This is a genomic window from Streptomyces sp. NPDC058279 (assembly GCF_042881255.1).
GTDB lineage: Bacteria > Actinomycetota > Actinomycetes > Streptomycetales > Streptomycetaceae > Streptomyces.
The window spans coordinates 34370-56306 of record NZ_JBHVYA010000024.1; the positions used below are offsets into that span (position 1 = coordinate 34370).

The window sequence follows — 21937 nt, forward strand, 5'->3', positions numbered from 1 at the left end:
GATCTTCATCTGACTCTGCCCTTGGTGATCGAGGTCTGGAGGGAAGGATGATCCTCGTGGAGGACTGGGCAGAGAACCGCCGGCTGCATCGGGCCGAGCGAGTGCCGATCCGGGCGATCGCCCGGCATCTGGGGATCTCGAAGAACACGGTCAAGCGGGCTCTGGCCACGGATCGGCCGCCGAAGTACGAGCTGCGGTGAAGGGCTCGGCAGTCGACGCGGTCGGGTCCGATCCGGGGCTGTTGCGGGAGACCCCGACGATGCCCGCCACCGTGATCGCGGAGCGGATCGGCTGGGATCGGGGCATGAGGATCCTCAAAGACCGAATGCGTGAGCTTAAGGAGGAACAGGTCGCCGGTATCCACTGGGCCCGCACGGCCCAGGCCGCCGGGGCGCGCGGCACTTCGCGGCCTCAGACGGCGGTGGGCGCCTTGGTACGTCCATGACCGCGACGACCGTGCGGACGGTACCCGCCACCGCCCCGGTGGAGCCGTCGAGATCCGCTCCAACGAGCCGATCTACGCCGCGCGGGCAGTCCACTGGAAGGCGGCAGTACGTGTCGTGCCCGGCCACGCGGACGGGGAGTGGATGAGGCGGCAAGCCGCTGGCCGTGGCCCACCCGGTAGACCGGCGTCGGTGCAACTGCCTTCCCCGGGGCACGCACCACGCCGTCCGGCGGGCAGCCCCGGAAGCCCGCCCGTGTCACCCCGGGGGCTGCCGGGGCCAGCCGGTTGTGGTTGGGGCCGGCAGCCTCAAGACGTCTCAGCGCAGCGTGCGGCGGTGGCGGCCGGAGCGCCGCAGGTGCAGCCCCAGGTACACCAGGGCGGCAACGAACACCACGATCGCGATGATGAGCAAGTAGAACAGCCCCTTCACCATCACGCCGATGATGCCCAGCACGATCGCCGCGATGACGAGAAGCAGGAAGAACGTCACGATGAGGTACCTCCTCCATGGGGCCGGTTAGCGGCGGGCGAGCTGCCGCTCACCGTTCACGCCGCTCTGGTAGGGCAGACCGTAGTGCGTGAAGACCGCCGCCTCGTCCTCGGCGGGCAGGACGTCGTCCGTGCCGATCGGCGGGCACTTCTTCACCAGCGACCGGTCGTAGTCGACCTTCACATAGCCCGGCCCCACAATCGCGCCGTTCAGGGGGACAAAGACCAGGTGGCGGCGGGTGGGCAACCCCACCTGGACGGTGACCATGGCCGGCTCATCGGTGCTGGTGTCCACGTAGACGGCCTCCAGCGTGCCGATCTTGTGGCCGCCCGCGTCAATGACGTCGTGGGTGCGCCACTCACGGATATCCGCGCATCGGATCATTCCGGCTTCCCTTCGCACGGCGGTGTACCCGAAGAGGGCACTTCCCAGCCTGCCCCGCACAGCCCACCCGAACCAGACGTGCTCTGGTGGCGAGTCGGCGGGGACTGGTGCCGTGGACCGAGACGACGGCGACGTCCGGAACCCGATGATCGGGAAGCCCGATCCCAACGAGTGTCCCGACGCGTGCACGGCTCGCGATCACGGGCACTGCTGGGCATGCAGAGCACGCACCAGCGACCCCAGTCCTCCATACGGTCTGTGCCCTGCGTGTCTGCGCGATGAGAGGGCGGTTCGTGAGTTGGTGTCTGTTTCTGGGTGAGGTTGGGCCAGGGGGATGTCGAGCTTGACCAGGCGTTTCAGTTTGGCGCGGGTGCCCTCCATGTTCTTGGGCAGCGGTTCATGGTCGAGGGCTTCGCAGACGTCCCGGGCCCGCAGCGGTTCGGTCGTGTCGTTGAGGACGCCGAGGATGCGGGCGGCGAAGTAGTAGTACGTCGCGCTCTTATAAGGGCTGGAGCCCGAATCCGACATCGAACGCGGACGAGCCCGCCACCATGGTGGCGGGCTCGTCCGCGTCTACGGAGCCCGCGGCGGCGGTGACAACGGCTTCACAACCCGGCCAACGACGTCAGTCTGCAGGACCGGCGGACGCGAGGGCCGGGTCCGATCTCGGTCCCACCGCTGAGGAGGGCCTCGTCACCGGCGCTGACGACGGATGGACGAGGGGGAGGGTGCCGTGTCGGGAGGCGGGTGGTCGCACTTCGCCGAGCTCTCGTCGGGCCACACTACGAAGGGGTCACAGGGGTGGGGAGGCTGGAAAACGCTGGTGGGGATCGTCCGTGCGGATCTTGGGCGTACGCTGAGGGGAAAGCCGCACCATGCGAAGGTCTACACGTTGGGCAGGGAGCCGGACGTGTGTCTTGGTCGTGTGGCCGCCGCTTCCGGAAGGCCAAGAGAACCGAGGGCTCTCATGCCCATCTCATCCGCAGTACCCGCCTTCCCGTCCGTGGTGGACGTCTTCGCCGGCATGGCTCGCACGAATGTTTCGGGATGATCAGTGTCGACATGGCGCGGGTGCTTGGCCGGTTGCGTCGGCGTGACGGGCCCGGGGGGGTGGAGAGCGTCATCACCGCCGCCACCGAGATCCTCGGCGTGGACGGCCTCGCCGTGTCCTTGTCGGCGGAGGACGAGGCGATCGAGCTCATGTGGTGCACCGACGAGGACACCCGCCGGTTCGAGGACCTTCAGTTCACTCTCGGCGAGGGGCCCGGGCCCGACGCCGTGCGCCGCGGCGTGATGGTGTGGGCACCGGACCTGATCGGTGGCCGGTCGGACCGGTGGCCCGCACTGGCCTCGGAGGCCGAGGCCAGTGCGGTGTTCTGTTTCCCGATGGGCGTGGGCGCGATCCGAGTCGGTGTCCTGACCGCGCTGCGCCGCACTCCGGGATCACTCACATCGAGCGAGACGGATGACGCCCTCGCCCTGGCCGGCGCCCTCACCGCCCACTGCCTGGAAGACGGCGCACCGCACGACGCCTGCGAACACGCCGGATTCCCCGGCGCCCTGGGGCGGGCGGTAGTGCATCAGGCGACGGGAATGCTCAGCGTCCAGCTGTCCCTCCCCCTGCCCAAGGCACTCCTGCGCCTGCGCGCACACGCCTACGGCAGCGGACGCTCCCTCACCGACACCGCCCAGGACATCGTGGACCGCCGGCTTCGCCTGGCCCCTGACGGCCCGCCCCCGACCGTTGCAGACAAGGATGGCTTGCCATGACCCGAGAACGCCTGATGACCGAGGCCTTCGTCGAGGCCGCCGACTCCCTCACCGACGACTTCGACCTCATCGAATTCCTCCAACGACTCTCGGTGCGCTGCACGGATCTGCTCCGGGTGGCGGCGGCGGGCATCCTGCTGGGCGATCCGGACGAAGGCTTGCAGACCATCGCGGCTTCCGACGAACACACCCGTCTGCTGGAGTTGTTCGCCCTCCAACACGGTCAGGGCCCCTGCCTGGACTGCTACAAAAGCGGACAGGCCCGTACCGGCATCGACCTCACCGACCCGGTGATCATCGGGCCCTGGGCGCGATTCGCCTCCCTGGCCGTCCGGACGGGCTTCACGGCCATGGACGTGTTTCCCCTGCGCCTGCGCGGCCGCGTCATCGGCACTCTCGCCATCTTCCAGGAACGTCCCGGCCGCCTCACTGGAGCGGATCTCACCGTGGCGCAGGCCTTGGCGGACGTGGCCACCATCGCCATCCTTCAGCAGCGGACCGTGGATCACGGCCAGATCGAGCGAGCGCAACTCCAACACGCGCTGACCAGCCGCATCGTCCTGGAACAGGCCAAGGGCGTCCTCGCGGAGCGTTGGCAGACCTCCGTCGACGACGCGTTCTTCGCACTCCGCTCCTACGCGCGCGCCCACAACCGGCAACTCACGAAACTGGCGGGCGAGGTCCTCGACGGCACACTCGACACCACCACCATCCCCCGCCCCGGAACCGAGCCTCCAAAGCACTGAGCAGTCTCAACGCGAACCTCAGGCAAGGCGTACGTGGCAGTGGTCCGCCCTGCACGGTGCAGAGCGGGCCCGCCCGGTGGGTCGAAGGACCCGCTGCCATGCCTCCTGTTCGGGGAGGGCCCCCGGGGAGAGCTCGGTCCGACCCGCTCGGGTTGACCTCACCATGTCAAGATCACACGTTCAGATTGTCTTCCTCTCCCGGCGCCATCCACCTATATTCACGGTGAGAAGCGGCACAAGCGGGTTCATACCCTGCGCGCGACGCCCTTCCAGGCTCCCAGCCCACGAGCCGGTCACACCATCGAGGCATGGCTGGAGAGCTGTCGCAGTCCTACAAGCGCTCCGGCCCCGACCTCTCCGCGTTCGAGACGGGGCAACTCCCCGGTCCCGTTGCGGTGGGGACACCCCATGAGAGCACGAGACGCGACATCGCGTTCTCATACGCACGGCCGCCGCGTGGGGACGGCGGCCGTGCGGACGGGGATCACACCAGACGCGAGCACCGAGAAACGACAAACCTCCGGTGCGCCCAGCGCAACCAGGCGCCCAACGTGCGCACCCCGCCATACATCAGTCGTCCGTTCAAGGCGCTAAACGCAAGGATCTTCCATCCTTCAAACTCGGAATCGAAAGTGGGTCCCCTCCATGCGCGTCATCGTCAATGTGTCGGCTGCCACACTGCTCTGCCTCGCCGGAGCCTCCGGTATGGCAGAGGCCCAGTCCACGAGCCTGTACGCCCCTACCGCCCTGGTCTTCACCCTCGCCCAAGGAGACAACGTCACGGCCCCCGTCATGCGAGCCGTCACTCTCAGCTGCACGCCGACCCCGCGGGGCACTCACCCGCTTCCGGGAGCCGCTTGCGCGGCCCTGAACGCCTCCGGCGGGTCGTTCGACCACCAGCTGGCCTCCCCCGACACACACCGCGTGTGTCCGATGATCTACGCCCCCGTCACCATCACCGCGGACGGCGTGTGGCAGGGCGACCGTGTCACCTGGAAGCACACCTTCTCCAACACCTGCGTCATGTCGGCGACCCTGAACGGCACGCCCGTCTTCGCGTTCTGACCCCACGCCACCTCCAAGCGGCACCCGCCCACGCCTCATGAACGGCGCCCCGGGGCTGATCGCCGCAGTAGGTCCCAAGTCGGCGCCGGCGCCGGCTCGGCGAGCGGCCCACGATGAAGCCCTCACCGAGGAATGACCGCCCGGCCGGCAGACCGCCTGGGAAAGGGTCGAAAGGCGGGCGGGCGGTCACGTACCGAGTGCTCCTCCGCCCAGGTCGAAGGCCACGTCAAACGCCCTCTCAAGGCCCTCAAGCGTGACCATGTTCGGCCAAGCCCACCTTCCCTTCACAAAGCGCCCGGCCGTTGTCCGTGAGTCGCCAGCCACAGACCCTGATAGGCCCGGTGGAGCACGATGCCTCACGGAATCCGTGCCCGGACCTCCGTCGTGGCCGACAGGAATTTCCTCGGCGAGGACGGTCGTCACCCGCGCCTCGCTCCGGACCCACAACAGCGCCCCGCGGAGCATCAGGACGTAGGCGAGCGCTGGGGCCGCGCACCCACAGCGGGGGAACTCGGGGTGACTGGACAGCCGCATCTGCTCCGAGGCGTTCCTGGCCCCCGGCCGGAACCCGGGCTGGCGAGGATCAGGTTCATGGCGGGCTCCCAGGGCCTGCCGCGCGTGGCCGCGACCTCTGTCCGGCGGCGAGGCGATGGCCCGGTGAGCCGCGCGCGGGCCTGTCCGGACTCGCGTTCGGTGACCGCAAGCAGCTCTCGCGGAGTGCGCGTTGAGCCAGGACGTGGGTGACCTTGGCGTGGGTGTCGCACGGGATCCGGGCGTGGCCACCCCGCTGAACTCGGGCGGGATCCCCCCGCGGCGTCGGTCGCCTCGGTCCCGTCGGCTGGTGCGCTCTCAGGTGCGCGAACATCGCGGTGGAGGCGGCCTGCGACCGGCCGGCCGGCGGTACGAAATCTCTTCCCGCCGAAGAACGCCAAAGGGGCGGCCGTCACTCGCTCGGCGATCACCGCTGCCGGACGGTCCATGGGCCTCGTCCGGCCCCGAACCTGGCCCGCGCGGGTGGCCATCCGCGACCTCGACGCCGAACAGATCGGCCGACGCGTGGGCCGGCGCGGTCCTTTGGACAGGAACCACCCACGCATCGGATACACCCCGGCGGGATCCGGCCGCGGGCTGCACCACACCCGAGGGTCCGCCCATCGCCCCGGCCTTCCGCCCGCAGGCGAGGCGAACCGACAGAGGCCGGTCCTCGGTGGGCTTCCACCCGTGTCTCCGCGGGCAGGTCGAAGACCTGATGACGCTCCACCCCGACCACCGCCGCGTTCCGGAGGTCGGACCCGCGGTCGATGCGGAGTGCGGGCCGGTGGACGGCGCTCTCATCCAGGACCGGAACCGCCGGGGCATGGGACCCAACGATCACGAAACCGGGTGTGAAGATCAATTCGACTGTCGATGGCCAGCTGTCCACTCACGTTCGAGGTTCCCCTGGACGGACCGGCAAGACGGGTGGCTCAGATCTAGTTCGGTGGAGCTCGGCGGGCGGCTCGCGGGTCGCGCGGGAACACGCGCCAGGCAGGCACGGTGGGTGCTCGGTGGAACCGGCGTGTGCCCTCGGCGTCGCACCGGTTCGGACCGCGTTACCGGTGGCTCGCGGAGACCGGCTCGGTGTCGAAGGTGTAGAACTTCCGGTGGTCCAGCATGTCGGCCGGGGTCACGTCGTTCCACGGCCGCATCGTGTCGTTGAGGTCCACGACGTTGGTGGTGCCGGCGGCCGGCAGGTACGTGGACTGCGGGTGCCTGGCCTGCCAGTCGGCCCACAGCTTGTCGATGTACGCGTGGTGCATCCAGAAGACCGGGTCGTTCGGGGAGACGCCGGTGGCCATCTGACCGCCGACCCAGACGTGCACCCGGTTGTGGAGGTTGGCGCCGCGCCAGCCCTCAAGGTTGTTGCGGAAGCCGTTCGAGACGCTGTTCCAGGGGGCCATGTCGTACACCGGCATGGCCAGTACGGCTTCCACCTCGGCCTTGGTGGGCAGTTCGGCCACACCGGTGCCGAGGGCGCGCCGCAGGTAGGAGCGGCCGTCCACCCGGACGTCTATGTTCCACTTGCCCGTCGCGTAGCTGAACGGCCCGTCGAGGACCTGCCCGTCCCGGGCCCGACCCGTACCGCCGAGGAAGTCGGCGGCCCAGAGCGAGGAGCGGGTGGTGCGGTCCGTCGTCCAGTCCCAATAGGGAAGGGAAACGCTCTTGTCCACGGCCTGGAGCGCCGCTTCGAACTCCAGGAGAAGCCGGCGGTGCCAGGGGAGGAAGGAGGGGGACCGGTGACCGACCCGGTCACCGGAGTCGGTGTCGCTCATGATGAAGCCGTTGTGCGTGGTCACGAAGCGGTCGTAGCGATCGGTGCGCTTCAGTTCGAGCAGCGCGTTGGTGAAGGTGCGCTTCTCCTCGGACGTGAGCGAGGCCTGGTTCTTGCGCACGGTCATCACATGCCGCCCATCGGGACGAGGGCCGCGCCCTGGAGCTCGCGCACGGCGGCGCGGGCGAGCGTGAGCGGGGTGGCGAAGGTCTCGTAGTGGTTGACGACGCTGATCCAGGTGCCGTCGGCGTTCTGCATCACGTGGAGTTCGCTGTCGTCTATGCGGACGGTGGGAAGGCCGGGCGAGTGGTGGCCGCCGTGGTGACCGCCGCCGGTGGCGGCGGTGATCTGTATACGGCGTCCCTTGTAGACCTCGTCGACCGTGCCGGCGGGTATCGCGGCGCGGGAGTCGGTGTCGGCCGCGTACGCGGTGGCGCCCGCGAGGCCGATGACGGAGAGTGCGCCGGCAGTGGTACCCAAGGCATGCCTGCGGGTGATTTTGTTCATGCCCGAAGGACTATCAGGGCCCGGACACATGACTGCCTGTATCGAGACAAGAGCGGATAGGTTGACCGGAGAACAAGTTCGATAATCTTCCTTTATCTGTCGGATCGGGCGATCCAGACGGGAAACATCTCCGCGGATCACCCCCGATCGAGACGTTCCTTCGGCTAATTGGAAGCACCAAGAAAGAGAAGCCCTCACGGAATTGTCCGGAAGGCGCACGCATAAGGCCCGGCGGCCCCAGAAGCCCTTATTTATTTTGCCATTTTGCCGACCTCATCATGTCAAGATCATCGAATTGTGCGGTCTTTCTTTCCCGAGGCCACCCTCGTAGGCTTGAGCCGAAATTCAGAGCCAGCCGGTCTGATCTTCAGCGCCCTGTCGCTTTTTCAGGCTCCCAGCCCACGAGCCGGCACGCCGTCGAGGCCTGGCTGGAGAGCTATCGCGGTCCCGAGACTATTTTCGGTCCCGCTTCTCTCCGCGTTCGCGACGCGACGGGGCACTCCTCGGTCCTGCCGCGATAGGGATAGTCGACGAAGGGCATGAGACGTGTCCGCGGAAATCCTGCTGACCGCGGCGGCCGCCGGTGCCCAGGCGATCAATCCGCCCGGGACTCGTCAGGTTGCGGAGAGGAGCGACTCCTCGCGATTCTGCCTCCATGGGCCCAACCTCTGCGGCCGGTCCCGCGCGTCCGGCCGCGAGTATCCGCGTCATCGGCACTCAGCTCCCTGCGGCCGGAAGCCTGTGCGACATTGAACAGGCGTCCCATCCTTCACGGGCCGGGGCGTTGGTCCTCACTCATCAAGGAAAAGGCGAGGGGACGGGTCATCATGTCGAAGTACCAGATCTACGAGGTCGCCGTTCCCATACACGACATGACCGATCCGGCCCGTCGCGGGTTGCACGTCTTCACAGGCCAGGCAAGCTCCTCTGGCAAGACCATGCGGCGTGCGCACGAGGTTTACCAGGCCGCGCTCGCCGCACAACGGGCCGGGCGAGAGATCCCCGGCGAGCAGGCCGGTGGCTGGGGAGCGCGTGGTCTGAAGCCCGGATGGGCCCTTGACTGGCCCGGCGCGACTGCGGTCTCTGGGGCGGGCCAACCGCTCTCCCTCAGGCTCCGCGCAGGGCTGACGCGTAGGCCTCTTCCAGGGTGGAGACCGGACCGAAAACGCTCGTCAGCCGGACGGCTTTCAGGATTCCCAGATGGCGAGGGAGCGTGCATACCAGGCCCATGCCGCCACGATTATCCAGAGCCCGCTTGCGAGCGTGACACAGCATCCGCAGCGTGGAACAGTCGATGAAGGTCGCCGTGCGCAGGTCCACAACAATTCTGGGTTGATCGGTATCCGTCGCGGCGTCCACATGTGCCCTTACCCGCAGGTCGGCCACGAGGTCGATCTCACCATGAAACTCGATCACGGTGAAATCGTTCACTCGTCGTGCCCTCGGCCCCGGCGATCTTCTGGAGTTCCTGCGGCGGGCCGGCCTGGACCCGGATGACGTCTCCCCGGTTCGCCACACACCTTGAACTGCACCGGGGCAGCTGATCGAGCGCGGAATCGGTGCGGGCCGGCCGCCGCGACGAACCCCAGCGCGGGCCGCCACCACTCCGGTGGCGGCCCCGCGCTGTGCCCCGGGGCGGTCCACAGTCCCCCGCAGGGGTGAATTTCCCCCTCGCGTACGCGAGCGCGGATCTGGCGGTGCGTTCCCAACTTGCCCTGAAATAGCGCCTATTGAGATGAACCGGGATGTTCCCGGGTATTCCGGGATGTTTCGGGCGCGGTCCGGTGGTCGGGTCGCCTCGGTGTGCGATTGGGGTGTGTTTCGTGATGGGCAAGCGGCGTGAGGTGTACGACGAGTACGCGGCGGCGGGCCGGCTGCGGGTTCCGATGGCGGCCTGGCGGTGGGCGACCGGCTGCGGTCTGGTCCCGCCGGCGGACGCCGGTACCCGGTTGTGATCGCGGGCGTGGTGGAGGCCGCCGACCCCGAGGCGGTGCGTGCGGCGCTGCGCGGCCCGGTCGGGGCGGGGTGGGCGGCGGACCGGCTGACGGAGGCGTTGGCGGTGCCGCTCCCGATCCTCCGGCCGAGGGTGACCGCTTCGGCGGTCGGCCGCCTCGTGAACGCCGGTCTCCTGGTCTACCTCGGCGGCGATGTCGAGTTCCCCGACGTCCACCCGGACCAAGTGGCCGCCCTCGGCCGCCGCCGCGACCTGCCCGCCCTGCTCGACCGGCACGTGCCCCTCGGCCCGGACCAGGCCGCGCGCCGCCTCGGCGTCCGCCGTACCGACTTCGACCAGGTGGTGAGGCTCGGGTGGCTGTCCCCGATCGGCTCGGTGGACGTCGACTACAAGAGGCAGGGCGGCGTGACCACGGTCCCCCTGTACGACGCCCGCGATATCGCGCTCTTGGAGGTGGTCCGCCCCTCCGTGGACTGGCGGGCGGTGCGCACCGTGGCGGCGGGCCGCCGCTCCCCGCTCGCCGCCCTTGACCCGATCGCCGTGGGCCGGGACCGGGTGTTCCTGGCGGAGGTGGCGCGGATCGCCCGGGTGGGCCGGGCGGCGGTGCTGAACTGGCGCCGCCGGCATGACGACTTTCCGGACCCGGTGGCCGGCACGGACGTGCATCCGCAGTTCGACCGCTCCCAGGTGGTTGCCTGGCTGCTGGCCCACGACAAGATCCGGATTCCCACGGGTCCGACGGTCGCCTCGCTGGTGCTGGCCGGCCCCGAGGGCGCCGCGCGTCGGTTCCGGCTCGATGACCGGTGGCTGACTCTGGCCGACGACGCGGCCGGGGAGGACGTGTTGTCCGGCTGGTCCACCGACGATGCCGCCGACGCGCTGGCCGAGCTGGCGGCCGGAGAGTTCGGGGCGTCGCTGCGCCGACTGACCGCGCCCGGTACCGGTCCGTTGGCGGTCATGGGCGAGGTGCGGGTGGCGGAGCGGTTCCGGTCCGGGGCGGCGGCCTGCGCCTCACGCTCGCCTGGCCTGCCGACCTGCGCGGCGCCGCCTCGGTGGGCTCGGTCAGCGCGGAACGCCACGCGGTGGCGTACGCCGGCTCGGCGGAGGGGTGTGCATGCGAGCGGCACGATTGCGGGGGAGTCGTGCCCGTCTCCTGGTGTCGGGAGCATGGGAGGGAGGTCGGGCCGGTGAAGGAGTGGCACCCGGGAGGCGGAATCCGCTGCACCGACCTGGCCCGCCAGCGCACCGGCGCCATTGCGGCGGCTGCCTCTGCTTTCGTTCCGACATCAGGGCGTGTTCGAACTCGGCTACTGCGTCGATACGCGGGGAGGGCGGTCTCCAGCCATTCCTCCGCCCAGAGTGGGAGAGCCATGGGCCCGAGTGCCGTCGTGAACCACAGGGGCAGGAGGTCGGTGCCGGTGAGCACGTCGGACAACCGGCTGCGCAGGCGTACCCGTAGCTGAGTGTATGCACGTTGGACAGCCTCGATGACTGCGGCCGACTTCGCACGGCGGGCATTGTCCGCGGCCTGCTCGGCTTGTGCGCCCTGGGCGCTCTCTGCCAGTCGCTCAAGCGCTTAGCGCCAACGGCTGTACTGCTGGTCCAAGCGCCGCCGATTGCATCGGACGCGAATAGGCGACACCCGACCTGGAGGTCACCTCCGAACCGCGGGCGAGCGGTCCCACCAGGGACGTTGACCTCGGCATCGCAAAAAACCACGATAGCTGTCGCGGCGGAGCCTTGCGGGTGCGTCACTCCATCGGGCGATTGAGCTGCGAAGACGCCCCCGGGTCGCATCTGATGCGAAATCCGGGGTAGAACACTAGCCTTAGCCCGCCCGGGCGGCGGCGAGGTGGGCGTCCACGGCGACGACACCGTCGACGCCCTGGCAGAGGCCAACGACCACCGGAACGAGGCGCGGTTCCGGGACGTGACCCCGAAGGGTGACGACCCCGTCCCGGACCTCGACCGCGACGGTGCCCTCGTCCAGGCCGAGGATGCGCCCCAGGACGTCCTGCTCGACCTCGCCGCGGATCTCGACGTCGGAGCGTATGAAGGCGTCGAGAAGGTCACTGCGGGTGACGATGCCGGTGAGGAGCCCGTCGTCGCCGACCACCGGCAGCTGCTTAACGTGCCGCCTGCGGAGTTCCCGTGCGGCCCGGGGGATCGTCCAGTCGGCGCGGGCGGTGAAGACGGGGCTGCTCATGAGCGCGCCTGCGGTCCGGGCCCGGGCCTTGCCCCAGGCACGCTCGTCGTTCCCGTCCTGACTCTGCGGATCGGGCATGCCGGTCTCGTGCCGCAGCACGTCGGACGCGGACACGACACCGACGGGAGCGCCGTCGTCGCCGACGACCGGGGCCGCGACGATGTCGTTCGCGTCCAGTAGGGCGGCGACCTCCTGGAACGGTGTGCTGGGGCGGAGGGTGACGACATCCTCGGTCATCACGTCACCGACCGTGCGGCGGTTCAGCATGGCGTCGGCCTCCTCTGCTGTGCGACGGGGCGGCCGCGATCGGTCCGCCCGGGCGGACCACGCGCGGCGCGCCGGCCTCCCCGCCCCTGCCGGCTCGTCCACGCCGTCTTCCCTACCCATGACAGCACCGCGCCGCTCCGGCGGCCAGTGACGTTTGGCCTGGCGGGGAGGGCCGGCGGTCCCACGGCCAGGAGTGCGACCGAGTGCGCGGTAGATGCTGGCGACGCTGGGCGCCTGGCCTTTGCGCTTGTCGATCAGGATGATCAGGCCGCCTCCTGACCGCTCACTCAGCGTCATTGAGCTGCGGGCTTTCAGCCGCGCATACGCGACACTTCAACATGCGAGCTCACCAGTTCCAAGGTCGGATCCTGAAGGAACGCGAAGCGGCCACGGCAGCCAAGAAGGCACGGCGCCCGGAAGACCAGCGCACCGAGCGGGGGACCGCGAGCATGGTGCCCTACTACCGGCTGATGGACATCTCCTGCCCTGTGTGCCACGCCAAGCCCGACGCTGAATCGCTGCTCGTTGCGGTGCTCTTCGACACGCTGGGTGAACAGCTGCAGCGCCGCGGCTTCCCCGACATCGCCGAACTCGCTGTAGGGACCGATGCCGAGGGTGACGGCGTTGGCCTCTTGCTCGATTGCGTCGGCGGTCTGCTGGAGGAAGTAGCTGCGCTCGCGGAACTTGTTCGATCTCTCGGAAGGAGGGCGCGGGGACGCGCCACCGGGCGCATATCTGGGGCCGTCAACCAGTCGTGCAGGAGAGGAAAAGCTTGTACGTCAAGCGGTCATGAGTCGAACGGCGGTACCTCTGCGCGGCCCAGGCTGCGGTAGTTGGCGGGGACTGGGTTCCTGCAGGTCTCCGGTCCAGGAATCCGTCCGCGAAGAGCGAGCGGGGCGAGAAGAGCGCAGTGAGCGTGATCTTGAGGTCTGACTGCTCGATGGACTGCTTGAGCAACGAAGGGGTCGCATCCGGGTAGTGCTTGACCGTCATTGCACCGCCTGCGTCCAGCACCCGGTAGATGCGCCGCGTGTCGGCGGTGTCTACGTTGATGTCATGGCCCGCGAGGGTCAGCAGCACCGGTATGCCGCGCAGGGCGAGGAGGTCTTGCGTGGCGTCCGCGGTGTGGTTCTTGGAGATGAAGCGCCAGCGATCGGCGGTCATACCGTCCGCCTCGCCAGGTCGCGGCCGGATGCAAGCTGACCGGCGGGAGCTGGCGCAGCGCGTACGACGACCTGCTCGTCACCGACGCCGCCCGCCTGGACGTCGACCACTTCGTCCCGCTTGCCGAGGTTTACGACTCGGAGCGGACGCCGTGGAGTGCGGCGCGGCGTGAGGCGTATGCGAACGAGCAGGGCTCTCCGGACACGCTGATCGCGGTCTCAGCCGCCTCCAACCGGTCGAGGGCGGACAAGGATCCGGCGGAGTGGCTGCCCTCGGGGGGGCTCCTATCACTGCGCGTACGCGGCGCACTGGACGGCGACGAAGCTCCGATGGGATCTCGCCGTTGACGAGGCCGAGCGCCAAGCGCTCCTCGGCCTCGCCGAGGACTGCCCGACGATCACCGTCGTCCACGAACCCGCACCGTGACTTCTTCGCGTCTTCGTTCCGACCGCCCACCGCACCGGCACCCGGCACGCGTGGGGCGTACGCAGGTGAGGCCACCTGGGTGACCTCTTGGTGCTCCTGCTGGTGCCGTCGGAGGTTGGAGTGGTGGCTGCTGCGGAAATAGTGGAGGTGCTGGGGTCGTAAGTGGATGGTCCTGGCCGGTGCGCGTGGTCGCATCGCGGAACATGGCAAGGGATATGAACTGATGGCAAGCGGCACCGTGAAGTGGTTCAACTCGGAGAAGGGCTTCGGATTCATCGAGCAGGACGGTGGTGGCCCGGACGTGTTCGTCCACTACTCCGCCATCGCCGCCAGCGGATTCCGCGAGCTGCAGGAGGGCCAGAAGGTGGCCTTCGACGTCACCCAGGGCCCCAAGGGCCCCCAGGCGGAGAACGTCGTGCCTTCGTAGCCGACGACCAGCGCCACTGGCGGTGACATCAGCCGCTGAACAGCCCCGGCCGCGAGACGGCCGGGGCTGCGGCCCTCTGCCGCAGGCCCTCGGCTTGGGCCCGGCCCGCCAGCTCGTCGATCAGCCGCGTCGTCCACCGCCTTCACAGGCTGCGGCTCAGCCGGCTCGACGGACTCGGCCTCGGTCACGTTGTCACTGGCATCGATGCATCTTCCTTGATCGGGAGTTACGCCGAGGGAAGGATTTACAGTCCCAGACGTTGCAGCAGGCGAGGGACCGGCGGGGGCCGGCCCCGCCGTCGCCGCATGTGCCGCCGGACGACGGCCACGGCACGAATCGCTCCGTCATCTTCAAGACGATCTGCTCGGAGTCGTGGGGCCGGCGCGGGGTGTGCAGAGCGGTCGCGGTGGGCGCCGGGGTTCCGGCAGCCTCGCTGGTCGTGGCCGACGCAGGAGGCGGTACGCGCCGGTTCCGGCTCGATGACCCGTGGCATCTGCCACAGCATGTAGCCGCACACGCGACGGATCATCGCGCGCGACGGCAGACCGTCTCCGCAGCGGAGGTTACCGTCAGTGACGGTCGAGGTGACGGATGTCAACATTCTTGACACTCACTCAATTGAGGGTTCAGGCCCGGATTCCGTGAAGGTGACCAAGAGTCGGTTACGGTCTGTGGTCGGCCGGAGTCTTGCTCGGGCCGCTGCGCTGGGCGGATCTCTGTGCGCGAGAATGCTCGGCATGACGACTTGAAGAGCACCGGCCGGGCGACAGCATTGGCGAAAGGTCGGGAGCTGGGACACGATTCCCGACGGCGATCGACGCGTCTGCGCCGTCTGCGGAACGCCCGTCTGTTCGTACCAGTACCGCTTCCATCCGCCCGAGTCCTCGATGTTCGAGCGGTGCATCAGACTCGCATGGTGTTCCACTTGCCTGATCTACTCCGGCGACATGGTGTACGTCTCGCGGAAGCGAGTCCTGGTCGACCTCCTCGACTCTCTTCCTCCTGAGCAGCGAGAACGGCTCCTGCGTTCGGAGACGCGGCTGATCGAGTTCCTGGACCGTCAGGCCCGAGGCGCCAGAGGTTAGGGTCGGCGGCTGGCCGCGATCAGGAGGAGCCGCTTGCGCAGTAGCGGAAGTTTCGCTCTGCCGAACATGCTGCGCTTGAGGGCTTTCAGGTCGTTGACGCGGCCTTCGACGGGGCCGGAGGACCATTCGGTGCTCATGCCGAAGACGACGGCGTCGAGGTCGGTGATCAGCCCGGTGGCGAAGGAGGCCAGGCCGCACTGCTGATCGGCGCAGACATCAGTGATCCATCCGCGCAGCCGTTCTCCTTCACGGTTGGTCATGATGGTCGCGAACGTCCGGACGTGGGTGGTGGCGGCTGTGATCTCCGGCGACCGGGCCAGCAGCGTCTTGAGCCGCAGTTGGTCGTCGTCGCGTAGGTGGTCGGGGTGGCTCATGATCCAGCGGGTGGCTTTCGCGGGTCGAGGGCGGCCGGGCCATCGGCGGCCGGTTGGCTGCGGGTGGGCGTCCGGGACGCAGCGGATGGACGTAGTCGCGCAGGGTGCTGTAGGCGCAGCGGGCCCGCATTCTTGCAGCTCGCGGTGGAGGCTTGACAGGTTCGTGCAGCCCTCGGCGATCCGTTGCTCCAGGTAGGGCCGGTAGCAGTCGAGTTTGCTGGTCCGGTCTTGCCACTGGCCGTGCAGCATCGCCTCCGGGCTGGCGGCGCGAGCGTACTTCCGCACCGTGTTGCGGCCCAGCCCGAGCCGGCGGGCGACTTCGCGCAGGCTCAAGCCCTGCTCGACCTGGGCCCGGACCGCGGCGTGGGTGTCGCGGAACCGGTCGAGGAACTTCCCCGCCGGGTAGGGCTCGGACGGCTCCTGGCCGACGGAGGTCGGCACAGGCCCCGGTTCGGGTTCGGGCTCCGGCTCGACGAGGTCGCGGAGGAGGACGCGGTGATGGGAGACCAGGCGTTCGACGGCTTCGCCGAGGTTATGCCAGACATGCCATTTGTCTGCGCAGTGCTGGGCCTGCGGGGCGCCGGTGCGGGCACTTTCGGCGAAGCACGCCGCGCGGTCGCGGCAGACGATCTCAACGCCGGGGTGCTCGCGCAGTCATGCGGACAGGGTCTCGGCCTCCCGGTCCGGGCAGCAGGTCCAGGGGCTGGTGGGTCTCGCAGTCGATCAGGATGGTGCCGTACCGGCGGCCCTTGCTGGTCGCGAACTCGTCGACTCCCAGTACCCGCGGCACCGCCCAGGCCGGCTCCGGCAGCGCCATCAGCACGCGCAGCACTGTCATCCGGCTGACCACGATGCCCAGCACCAGCCCCAGCCGGACCACGGCGCGAGCGGCCAGCACGACACCAAGAGCACCGACGATCCGCTGTAGGACGGGCGTTAGCCGACCGTAACGGCTGGTCAGCCCCTCGACCTGCTCAGCGAAGGTCACCCTCGCGCAGCCGCTGTTGTCGCAGAACAGCCGGCGCACCGACAACTCGATGAGTACCGGCCGGGTACCGACCGGAGCATCGGCGAGCTTGCGTCCGTAGCGGCTGTGCACCCGTGTCGACAACGCCCCGCACCCCGGACAGACGGCCGCCATCCCGTCCTTCGTGCTCGCCGCGATGCGCAGCACGCCGCTCTCCACCACCACGCGTTCCACCAACACCGTCACCAGGTGCGGGAACACCAACTCCAACAAGGACTCACACGACCGAAGGATGATGCCCAGGATAACGGAGCGTCACCGGCGCACGGCAGCACGATCCACTTCACGGAATCCGGGCCTGAACCGGTTTCGACTCTCCCCTTGTGTCAGGTCAGGGCGCCCGTGTGGGGTCAAGGACGAAGAGGCGCCGGTACGGTGCAGGAGCCTGAGCAGTTGCGGCACGGGTGACCTCAGGCAGAAGGCGCATCCGTGGGCGAGGCGGCGTATCGGGCGCGGATCGGCCCCGGTCGGGGCGGGGGCACCTTGGTGCTATCGGGGGAGGAAAGCACTGACGGTCTTGCCGCCGGACGGCCGGCGGGTGACCGACGCGGCGCGGGCGAGGCGGTTGACCGTGGGCCGGCCGAAACCCCCGTGCCGCCGTTCAGATCGGGGGTGCGCATGCGCGGCGCCTGCGGGCTGGCGTCGTGGACGGTCACCTCGATGCTGTCCGGTTGCGCGGTCAGGTCCAGGGTGCACGCGCCGCCTGCATGGGGCAGGGCGTTGGTGACGAGTTCCGAGACGACCAGGACCACCGTGTCGGCAGTCTCGGCTGGGAGCGGGCGTACGAGACGGTCGAGGAAGTCCCGGGTGCTCTCACGCGCGCCGGCGACGGAGGCGGTGGAGCGGGCGGTTGCGAGGTTGACGCTCGTCGTGTCCATGAGGTTCACCCTGGTCTCTGGATGGTCAATGCCCGGTGGTGCCCGCGTGGTGCTTGTGCCTTGGCCTGTGGCGGGTCATCCGGTGGCGGCCGCCCCTCGCGCCTGTCCGTGTCGTTGTTCGAGGCCGATTACCTGATCGTTGAACGCGCGGAAACCTGTGTCGGCCGGAGTAGACATTAGGCATCGGTGTGGTTATGGTTTCTCTCGTAACCCGGAAGGACCGCAGGGCCCGGCAGAGACGAACTGCCGGGCGGCAGTACACGCAGTTGCAGTTCGCAGGACGGTGCGGTGACGGAGTTTCGAAGCCAGAGCGGTTGCAGGACGGCGACGGGACTGGTGACCGGACCGGGTGGCCCGCAGTGATCAGGGGCCGCCGTGAGCAGTACCGCAGTTACCGCAGTGGCAGTACCCGTAGTAAGTGCAGTTCGTAGTACCCGGCAGTGAAATCAGTGAGTGGTTCCTCGGTGAAGGCGTCGGCTGCGGGCGCGCGCATCGGGAGGTTCGGCAGTGGGGTTCTAAGCCAGAGCAGACGCAGGATGGGCGACGGGGCTGGCTGCCGAAGGTGGCGCTGTGAGAGGCCACCAGCAGTTCGCAGTATCAGCGGTAAAGGGCAGTACCCGCGTTACCAGCAGTTCGCAGTATCAGCAGTACGCAGTTCCCGTTTGGTAAGTGATTGATCCAGAGGGAAGAACGGAGGAGCCGAGCGCCATCAGGATCGCCCGGACGAGCAGTACGAAGCCCGGGTACCGCAGGACATCGATAGTGAGGTGGTCTCCGGTCACGCATCCGCGATCCCCGCACTCCCGACAGCAGCCAGGTCGGGCCTGCGGAAACAGTAGGCCGGCGCAGCATCAGGGCCGGCAGATGGTGTAGCAGTTCCTTCGGGGCCCGGGTGCCACTACGGCACCCGGGCCCCTCCAGTGTGTTCCACAGAGAGGTGTGATGACAGCAGACGACTCGTTCGGCCGTCTCGATGACGACGATTACCCCGCCTACACGATGGGCCGGGCCGCCGAGATGCTCGGCACCACCCAGGGCTTCCTCCGCGCCATCGGCGAACATCGCCTCATCACCCCGCTCCGCTCCGCCGGCGGACACCGCCGCTACTCCCGCTACCAACTGCGCATCGCCGCCCGTGCCCGCGAGCTCGTCGACCAGGGCACCCCCATCGAGTCCGCCTGCCGGATCGTCATCCTCGAGGACCAGCTCGAGGAGGCGCAGCGCCTCAACGCCGAATACCGCCGCGCCGCCGAATCAGCGAATCCACCGGCCGCGGCTTGAGCGGGGGCCGCGCATGCCCGCACCGCGCGCAGACTGCCCAAGCCCTCGGCGACGACCATCCCACCACCGTGACCGCCCCGGCCACGGGTCACCGGCGCGCTAAATGGCTCGGCGGGCACAGTGATCCCCGCTAGCTGTGCGCGTACTCGTCGGAGTGCTCAGGCAGGTACGGATGAACGTGCTCAGCTCGACGTTCGGTAACGCGGGGGCCTGGAGGATTTCGGGATGCCACGGAGTGCGAGAATCTGGCCGTGTCTGAGGAGTTGTCGCGCTGGTATCGAGGCCGCCTGGTCGTGGGGCCGTTCAGGCCGTTCGCGGTCGGTGAAGTTGAAGGTCTCGAACAGGAGATCGGGCTGCCACTGCCGCCTTCCTATCGCTCGTTCCTGGAGGCGGCGGGCGGGGAGAGCCTCACGTACTCGGTCCGATTGCCGGCTTGCGACCCGGAGCCGTTCCAGAGTTTCCACGACCTCTATCAGCTCGGCCGTGACGACGATGGCGAATACGGCTGGGGCACCCTTCTGGGCGAGTACCGCCGCAGCCGTGAGGGGTGGCTCGCCCATGAGTTCCCACTGTCCGGCCTTCTCCCGATCGCCCGCAACGGCGGGAGCGACACCCTGTTCCTGGATCTGGACCCGGCCACTCACGGCCAGCTCCATGCCTTCGTGCATGGCATCCCTCACCCGGGATACCTGTCGAAGGGAGTCTTCACCCAAGTCGCTCACGACTTCGACACCTACCTCGACAGCCTCGTCGTCGATCCGGACGTCGCTGAAGACACCTGGGCCGATGTCGTCGACAGTGACCCCACCGACCCTTGGCGGCGGACCGTCGAGGAATGGCTGGACAAGGAACTGCCGGGCTGGCGTGCTGAGCCGTGGGCAGCGGCCTGAGCGCCCGGGCTGGGCAATCGATCAAGCGACGTTGGTGTCGCGCTCGATGGCAGCGAGCCGGTTCTTCAGCCGGTAGCTCGGACCGTTGATAGACACGACGTCGCAGTGGTGCAGGAGCCGGTCGAGGATGGCGGTGGCGAGGACTTCATCACCGAACACCTGCCCCCATTCGCTGAAGGTCTTGTTCGAGGTCAGGATGATCGAGCCCTTTTCGTAGCGCTTGGAGATCACCTGGAACACCAGGTTCGCCTCAGCCCGTTCCAGCGGCTGGTAGCCCACTTCATCGACGACCAGGACGCCGCCTGGACGCAGGTAGGTGCGGAGCTTGCTGTTGAGGCGTCCGGCGGCCTCTGCGACCTTGAGCTGGCGGACCATGTCGTCGAGAGTCGTGAAGTAGACGGAGAACCCGGCCCGGCAGGCGGCGACCGAGAGAGCGACCGCGATGTGTGTCTTGCCCACCCCCGGCGGTCCCAGCAGGGCCGCGTTGCCCTTGGCCTCGACGAAGGCGAGGGTCGCCAGGTCCTTGATCTTGCGGGGATCGAGCTCGGGCTGAAAGGAAAAGTCGTACTCGTCGAGCGCTTTGTGGTGCGGCAGCTTGGACAACCGCAGGCCCTGGCGGAAGCGCCGGTCGTCACGAATGGCGAGTTCCTCGGCCAGGACCAGGTCGAGGAAGTCGAGGTAGCCCATCTTGGCCTCGTCCGCCCGGCCGGCGTACTGGTTCAGGCTCTCGGCCAAGTGGGGCAGGCCGAGCTTGGCGGCCGCGGTGCGGATTCGGGTGCTGACCAGCTCGCTCAACTGGGCTCCTCCGGCTTGGGGTGGGTGGTGAAGGGACGGGTCCCGGTCAGTTCGTCATAGACCGACAGAGGTCTGCGGCCGACCTCGACGCGGACGGCCGCGGCCCGGTTCAGGAGAGCCATCAGCGAGCCGGCCGTCTCCGCGCCGGGTGCGTCCTGATGACTGGGCCGCGGAGGAACTTCACCAGTAGTGGTCCGCCGATTCCGGCCGTCGGGAAGACCGTCCCAGTGCTTCTCGTCGACGACGCAGGCTCCGCGGCCGACAGCCCTGCGGTGAATGGCCAGCAGCGTCTCGCCGTTGGCGTCGGGAACGGTGGAATGTGGAATACAGAGTGATCTGGGACTTTGTTGCCCTGACTTCCACCAGCTGACGCGGGCGGACCTTGCGGGCCGGCACCGAGTAGAGGTTCGCATCGAAGGCGACCAGGCAGTCCTTGCCGACGTAGCGAAGGTGTCGCTGGGTGACCACGTAGGGTGTCGCCAGCAGGGGCCTGAGGGCCGTGTGGTCGCGGATCGCGCGGTGCCCGATGACTTCGCCGTGGGTGCCGTGGGACTTCGCCCGACGCAACGGCACCCAGGCGTTGAAGGCGGAGTCCAGCTCCTCGATGGAAGAGAAGGACCGTCCGGCCAGCACGTGGTCGCGGACGATCAGGACCTGCCGCTCGACCCGGCCTTTCCCGGTGGGCCGGTAGGCCGCCAGCACGTCGATGTCGAAGTCGTAGTGCCCGGCAAACCCGACCGCTTCCGGGTGCAGTGGAACGGCCTCACCTGGTGCGACGTGGCGTCGGACGACGGTCTTGGTCCGGTCGTAGGCGATCGACATCGGCACCCCGCCGAAGTGGGCGAACGCTTGTCGGTGGCAGTCGAAGAAGGTGGCCAGGTCCTGGCTGGTGGTGAAGCAGCAGAACGGATCTCGCGAGTAGGACAAGGTCATGTGGAACGAGTAGACCTTCGGGATCCCGACGTGGGCGAGGATCTGCCCTTCGTCGCCCCAGTCGACTTGGGCCTGCGCTCCAGGCACGACCTCGAACCTGCGGTGCAGGCCGGCCAGCTCGCCCGGGCTGATGCCCAGTTCCTCTGCGATCCGCGGCCGGGCCTCCTGCATGTAGAGCTTGACCCGCTGGTAGGTGCCGGTGAAGCCGTACTCGGCCACCAGCCGCTCGTGAACCACGGCACCTTTGATCAGAATCTCGGACCGCAGCATCGCGTCGATCAGGGGCGCGACCTCGTCCACCTTCCGTCGACGGCCATGTCCGGGCGCAGCCCGACGAGGCGGGGCAACCGGGCCTTGGGAGGAAAGGTACTTGCGGACCGTGCGGCGGTTGAGTGCCGTCTCCTTCGCGATCTCCGACAGGCTCATCGCCCCGGACTCGAACAGCCCGCGGAAGCGTCGAAGCTCCATCCATCGTTGCGGGTCCAAGACCACGGTCAGCCGCCCTCCGCTAC

Annotated in this window: 18 protein-coding genes and 4 pseudogenes; 9 read left to right on the top strand and 13 right to left on the bottom strand. The window is 68.5% G+C overall.

Annotated elements, in window-relative coordinates:
* Nucleotides 1-47: 47 nt before the first annotated feature.
* A pseudogene (locus tag ACFVXJ_RS29160) lies at nt 48-197 on the top strand (helix-turn-helix domain-containing protein); the annotation flags it as partial.
* A gap of 564 nt (nt 198-761) precedes the next feature.
* Here ACFVXJ_RS29160 and ACFVXJ_RS29165 read toward each other — a convergent pair.
* Together ACFVXJ_RS29165 and ACFVXJ_RS29170 are read right to left on the bottom strand one after the other, a co-directional pair.
* Nucleotides 762-935, bottom strand: a complete 174-nt coding sequence (locus ACFVXJ_RS29165; RefSeq protein WP_361319607.1) for a hypothetical protein — start codon at nt 933-935, stop codon at nt 762-764.
* Nucleotides 936-962: 27 nt separating this feature from the next.
* Complete coding sequence (locus ACFVXJ_RS29170; protein WP_389666210.1) at nt 963-1319, bottom strand: PRC-barrel domain-containing protein; 357 nt, start codon at nt 1317-1319, stop codon at nt 963-965.
* Nucleotides 1320-2366: 1047 nt separating this feature from the next.
* On the opposite strand from ACFVXJ_RS29170, the gene ACFVXJ_RS29175 reads away from it, so the two are divergent.
* From ACFVXJ_RS29175 to ACFVXJ_RS29185, 3 genes are all read left to right on the top strand, one after another.
* Nucleotides 2367-3089 (top strand): ANTAR domain-containing protein, encoded by a 723-nt coding sequence (locus tag ACFVXJ_RS29175; RefSeq protein ID WP_389666211.1) that lies wholly within the window; start codon nt 2367-2369, stop codon nt 3087-3089.
* Nucleotides 3086-3835, top strand: coding sequence for a GAF and ANTAR domain-containing protein (locus ACFVXJ_RS29180; protein ID WP_389666213.1), 750 nt, complete (start codon nt 3086-3088; stop codon nt 3833-3835). The genes ACFVXJ_RS29175 and ACFVXJ_RS29180 overlap by 4 nt, the downstream gene beginning before the upstream one ends.
* Before the next feature lie 705 nt (nt 3836-4540).
* A complete protein-coding gene (locus tag ACFVXJ_RS29185) occupies nt 4541-4900 on the top strand; it encodes a subtilase-type protease inhibitor (protein ID WP_389666215.1) in 360 nt (119 codons plus the stop codon).
* A gap of 1592 nt (nt 4901-6492) precedes the next feature.
* Here the strand turns inward: ACFVXJ_RS29185 and ACFVXJ_RS29190 are convergent.
* The 3 genes from ACFVXJ_RS29190 to ACFVXJ_RS29200 form a co-directional block, all read right to left on the bottom strand.
* A complete protein-coding gene (locus tag ACFVXJ_RS29190; protein ID WP_389666217.1) occupies nt 6493-7338 on the bottom strand; it encodes a tyrosinase family protein in 846 nt (281 codons plus the stop codon).
* Nucleotides 7338-7718, bottom strand: coding sequence for a tyrosinase cofactor (locus ACFVXJ_RS29195; RefSeq protein ID WP_389666218.1), 381 nt, complete (start codon nt 7716-7718; stop codon nt 7338-7340). The genes ACFVXJ_RS29190 and ACFVXJ_RS29195 overlap by 1 nt, the downstream gene beginning before the upstream one ends.
* A 1107-nt stretch (nt 7719-8825) precedes the next feature.
* Complete coding sequence (locus tag ACFVXJ_RS29200) at nt 8826-9149, bottom strand: STAS domain-containing protein (RefSeq protein ID WP_389666220.1); 324 nt, start codon at nt 9147-9149, stop codon at nt 8826-8828.
* A 395-nt stretch (nt 9150-9544) separates the two neighbouring features.
* Here ACFVXJ_RS29200 and ACFVXJ_RS29205 point away from each other — a divergent pair, with 395 nt between their 5' ends.
* On the top strand, nt 9545-9673 hold the full coding sequence (locus ACFVXJ_RS29205; protein ID WP_389666222.1) for a hypothetical protein: 129 nt from the start codon (nt 9545-9547) through the stop codon (nt 9671-9673).
* 8 nt (nt 9674-9681) lie between these two features.
* Nucleotides 9682-10863 carry a hypothetical protein gene (locus ACFVXJ_RS29210; RefSeq protein WP_389666223.1) on the top strand — a complete coding sequence of 394 codons (1182 nt, stop codon included), beginning with the start codon at nt 9682-9684 and terminating at the stop codon, nt 10861-10863.
* A gap of 637 nt (nt 10864-11500) precedes the next feature.
* Here the strand turns inward: ACFVXJ_RS29210 and ACFVXJ_RS29215 are convergent.
* A complete protein-coding gene (locus ACFVXJ_RS29215; RefSeq protein WP_389666224.1) occupies nt 11501-12145 on the bottom strand; it encodes a CBS domain-containing protein in 645 nt (214 codons plus the stop codon).
* A gap of 744 nt (nt 12146-12889) precedes the next feature.
* Nucleotides 12890-13309 (bottom strand): hypothetical protein, encoded by a 420-nt coding sequence (locus ACFVXJ_RS29220; RefSeq protein WP_389666226.1) that lies wholly within the window; start codon nt 13307-13309, stop codon nt 12890-12892.
* A gap of 649 nt (nt 13310-13958) precedes the next feature.
* Here ACFVXJ_RS29220 and ACFVXJ_RS29225 point away from each other — a divergent pair.
* Nucleotides 13959-14162, top strand: a complete 204-nt coding sequence (locus ACFVXJ_RS29225; protein ID WP_389666228.1) for a cold-shock protein — start codon at nt 13959-13961, stop codon at nt 14160-14162.
* Between the two features lie 1081 nt (nt 14163-15243).
* Here ACFVXJ_RS29225 and ACFVXJ_RS29230 read toward each other — a convergent pair.
* The 4 genes and pseudogenes from ACFVXJ_RS29230 to ACFVXJ_RS29245 form a co-directional block, all read right to left on the bottom strand.
* The gene (locus ACFVXJ_RS29230) at nt 15244-16062 is read right to left on the bottom strand and encodes a transposase (protein WP_389666230.1); all 819 of its coding nucleotides are present in this window, start codon (nt 16060-16062) and stop codon (nt 15244-15246) included.
* 117 nt (nt 16063-16179) lie between these two features.
* Nucleotides 16180-16275 (bottom strand): annotated as a pseudogene (locus ACFVXJ_RS29235) (transposase); the annotation flags it as partial.
* Nucleotides 16253-16861, bottom strand: coding sequence for a transposase family protein (locus ACFVXJ_RS29240; RefSeq protein ID WP_389666232.1), 609 nt, complete (start codon nt 16859-16861; stop codon nt 16253-16255). The gene ACFVXJ_RS29240 and the pseudogene ACFVXJ_RS29235, both read right to left, overlap by 23 nt.
* 276 nt (nt 16862-17137) lie before the next feature.
* Nucleotides 17138-17526: pseudogene (locus tag ACFVXJ_RS29245) on the bottom strand (ATP-binding protein).
* A 942-nt stretch (nt 17527-18468) separates the two neighbouring features.
* On the opposite strand from ACFVXJ_RS29245, the gene ACFVXJ_RS29250 reads away from it, so the two are divergent.
* Both ACFVXJ_RS29250 and ACFVXJ_RS29255 read left to right on the top strand, forming a co-directional pair.
* Nucleotides 18469-18807 (top strand): MerR family transcriptional regulator, encoded by a 339-nt coding sequence (locus ACFVXJ_RS29250; protein WP_361319734.1) that lies wholly within the window; start codon nt 18469-18471, stop codon nt 18805-18807.
* A gap of 251 nt (nt 18808-19058) precedes the next feature.
* On the top strand, nt 19059-19697 hold the full coding sequence (locus ACFVXJ_RS29255) for an SMI1/KNR4 family protein (protein ID WP_389666234.1): 639 nt from the start codon (nt 19059-19061) through the stop codon (nt 19695-19697).
* A gap of 21 nt (nt 19698-19718) precedes the next feature.
* Here ACFVXJ_RS29255 and istB read toward each other — a convergent pair whose 3' ends face one another.
* On the bottom strand, nt 19719-20492 hold the full coding sequence (istB, locus tag ACFVXJ_RS29260; RefSeq protein WP_389666235.1) for an IS21-like element helper ATPase IstB: 774 nt from the start codon (nt 20490-20492) through the stop codon (nt 19719-19721).
* Nucleotides 20489-21893 (bottom strand): annotated as a pseudogene (gene istA / locus ACFVXJ_RS29265) (IS21 family transposase). Before istA ends, istB begins: the two are co-directional and overlap by 4 nt.
* Nucleotides 21894-21937 lie beyond the last annotated feature (44 nt).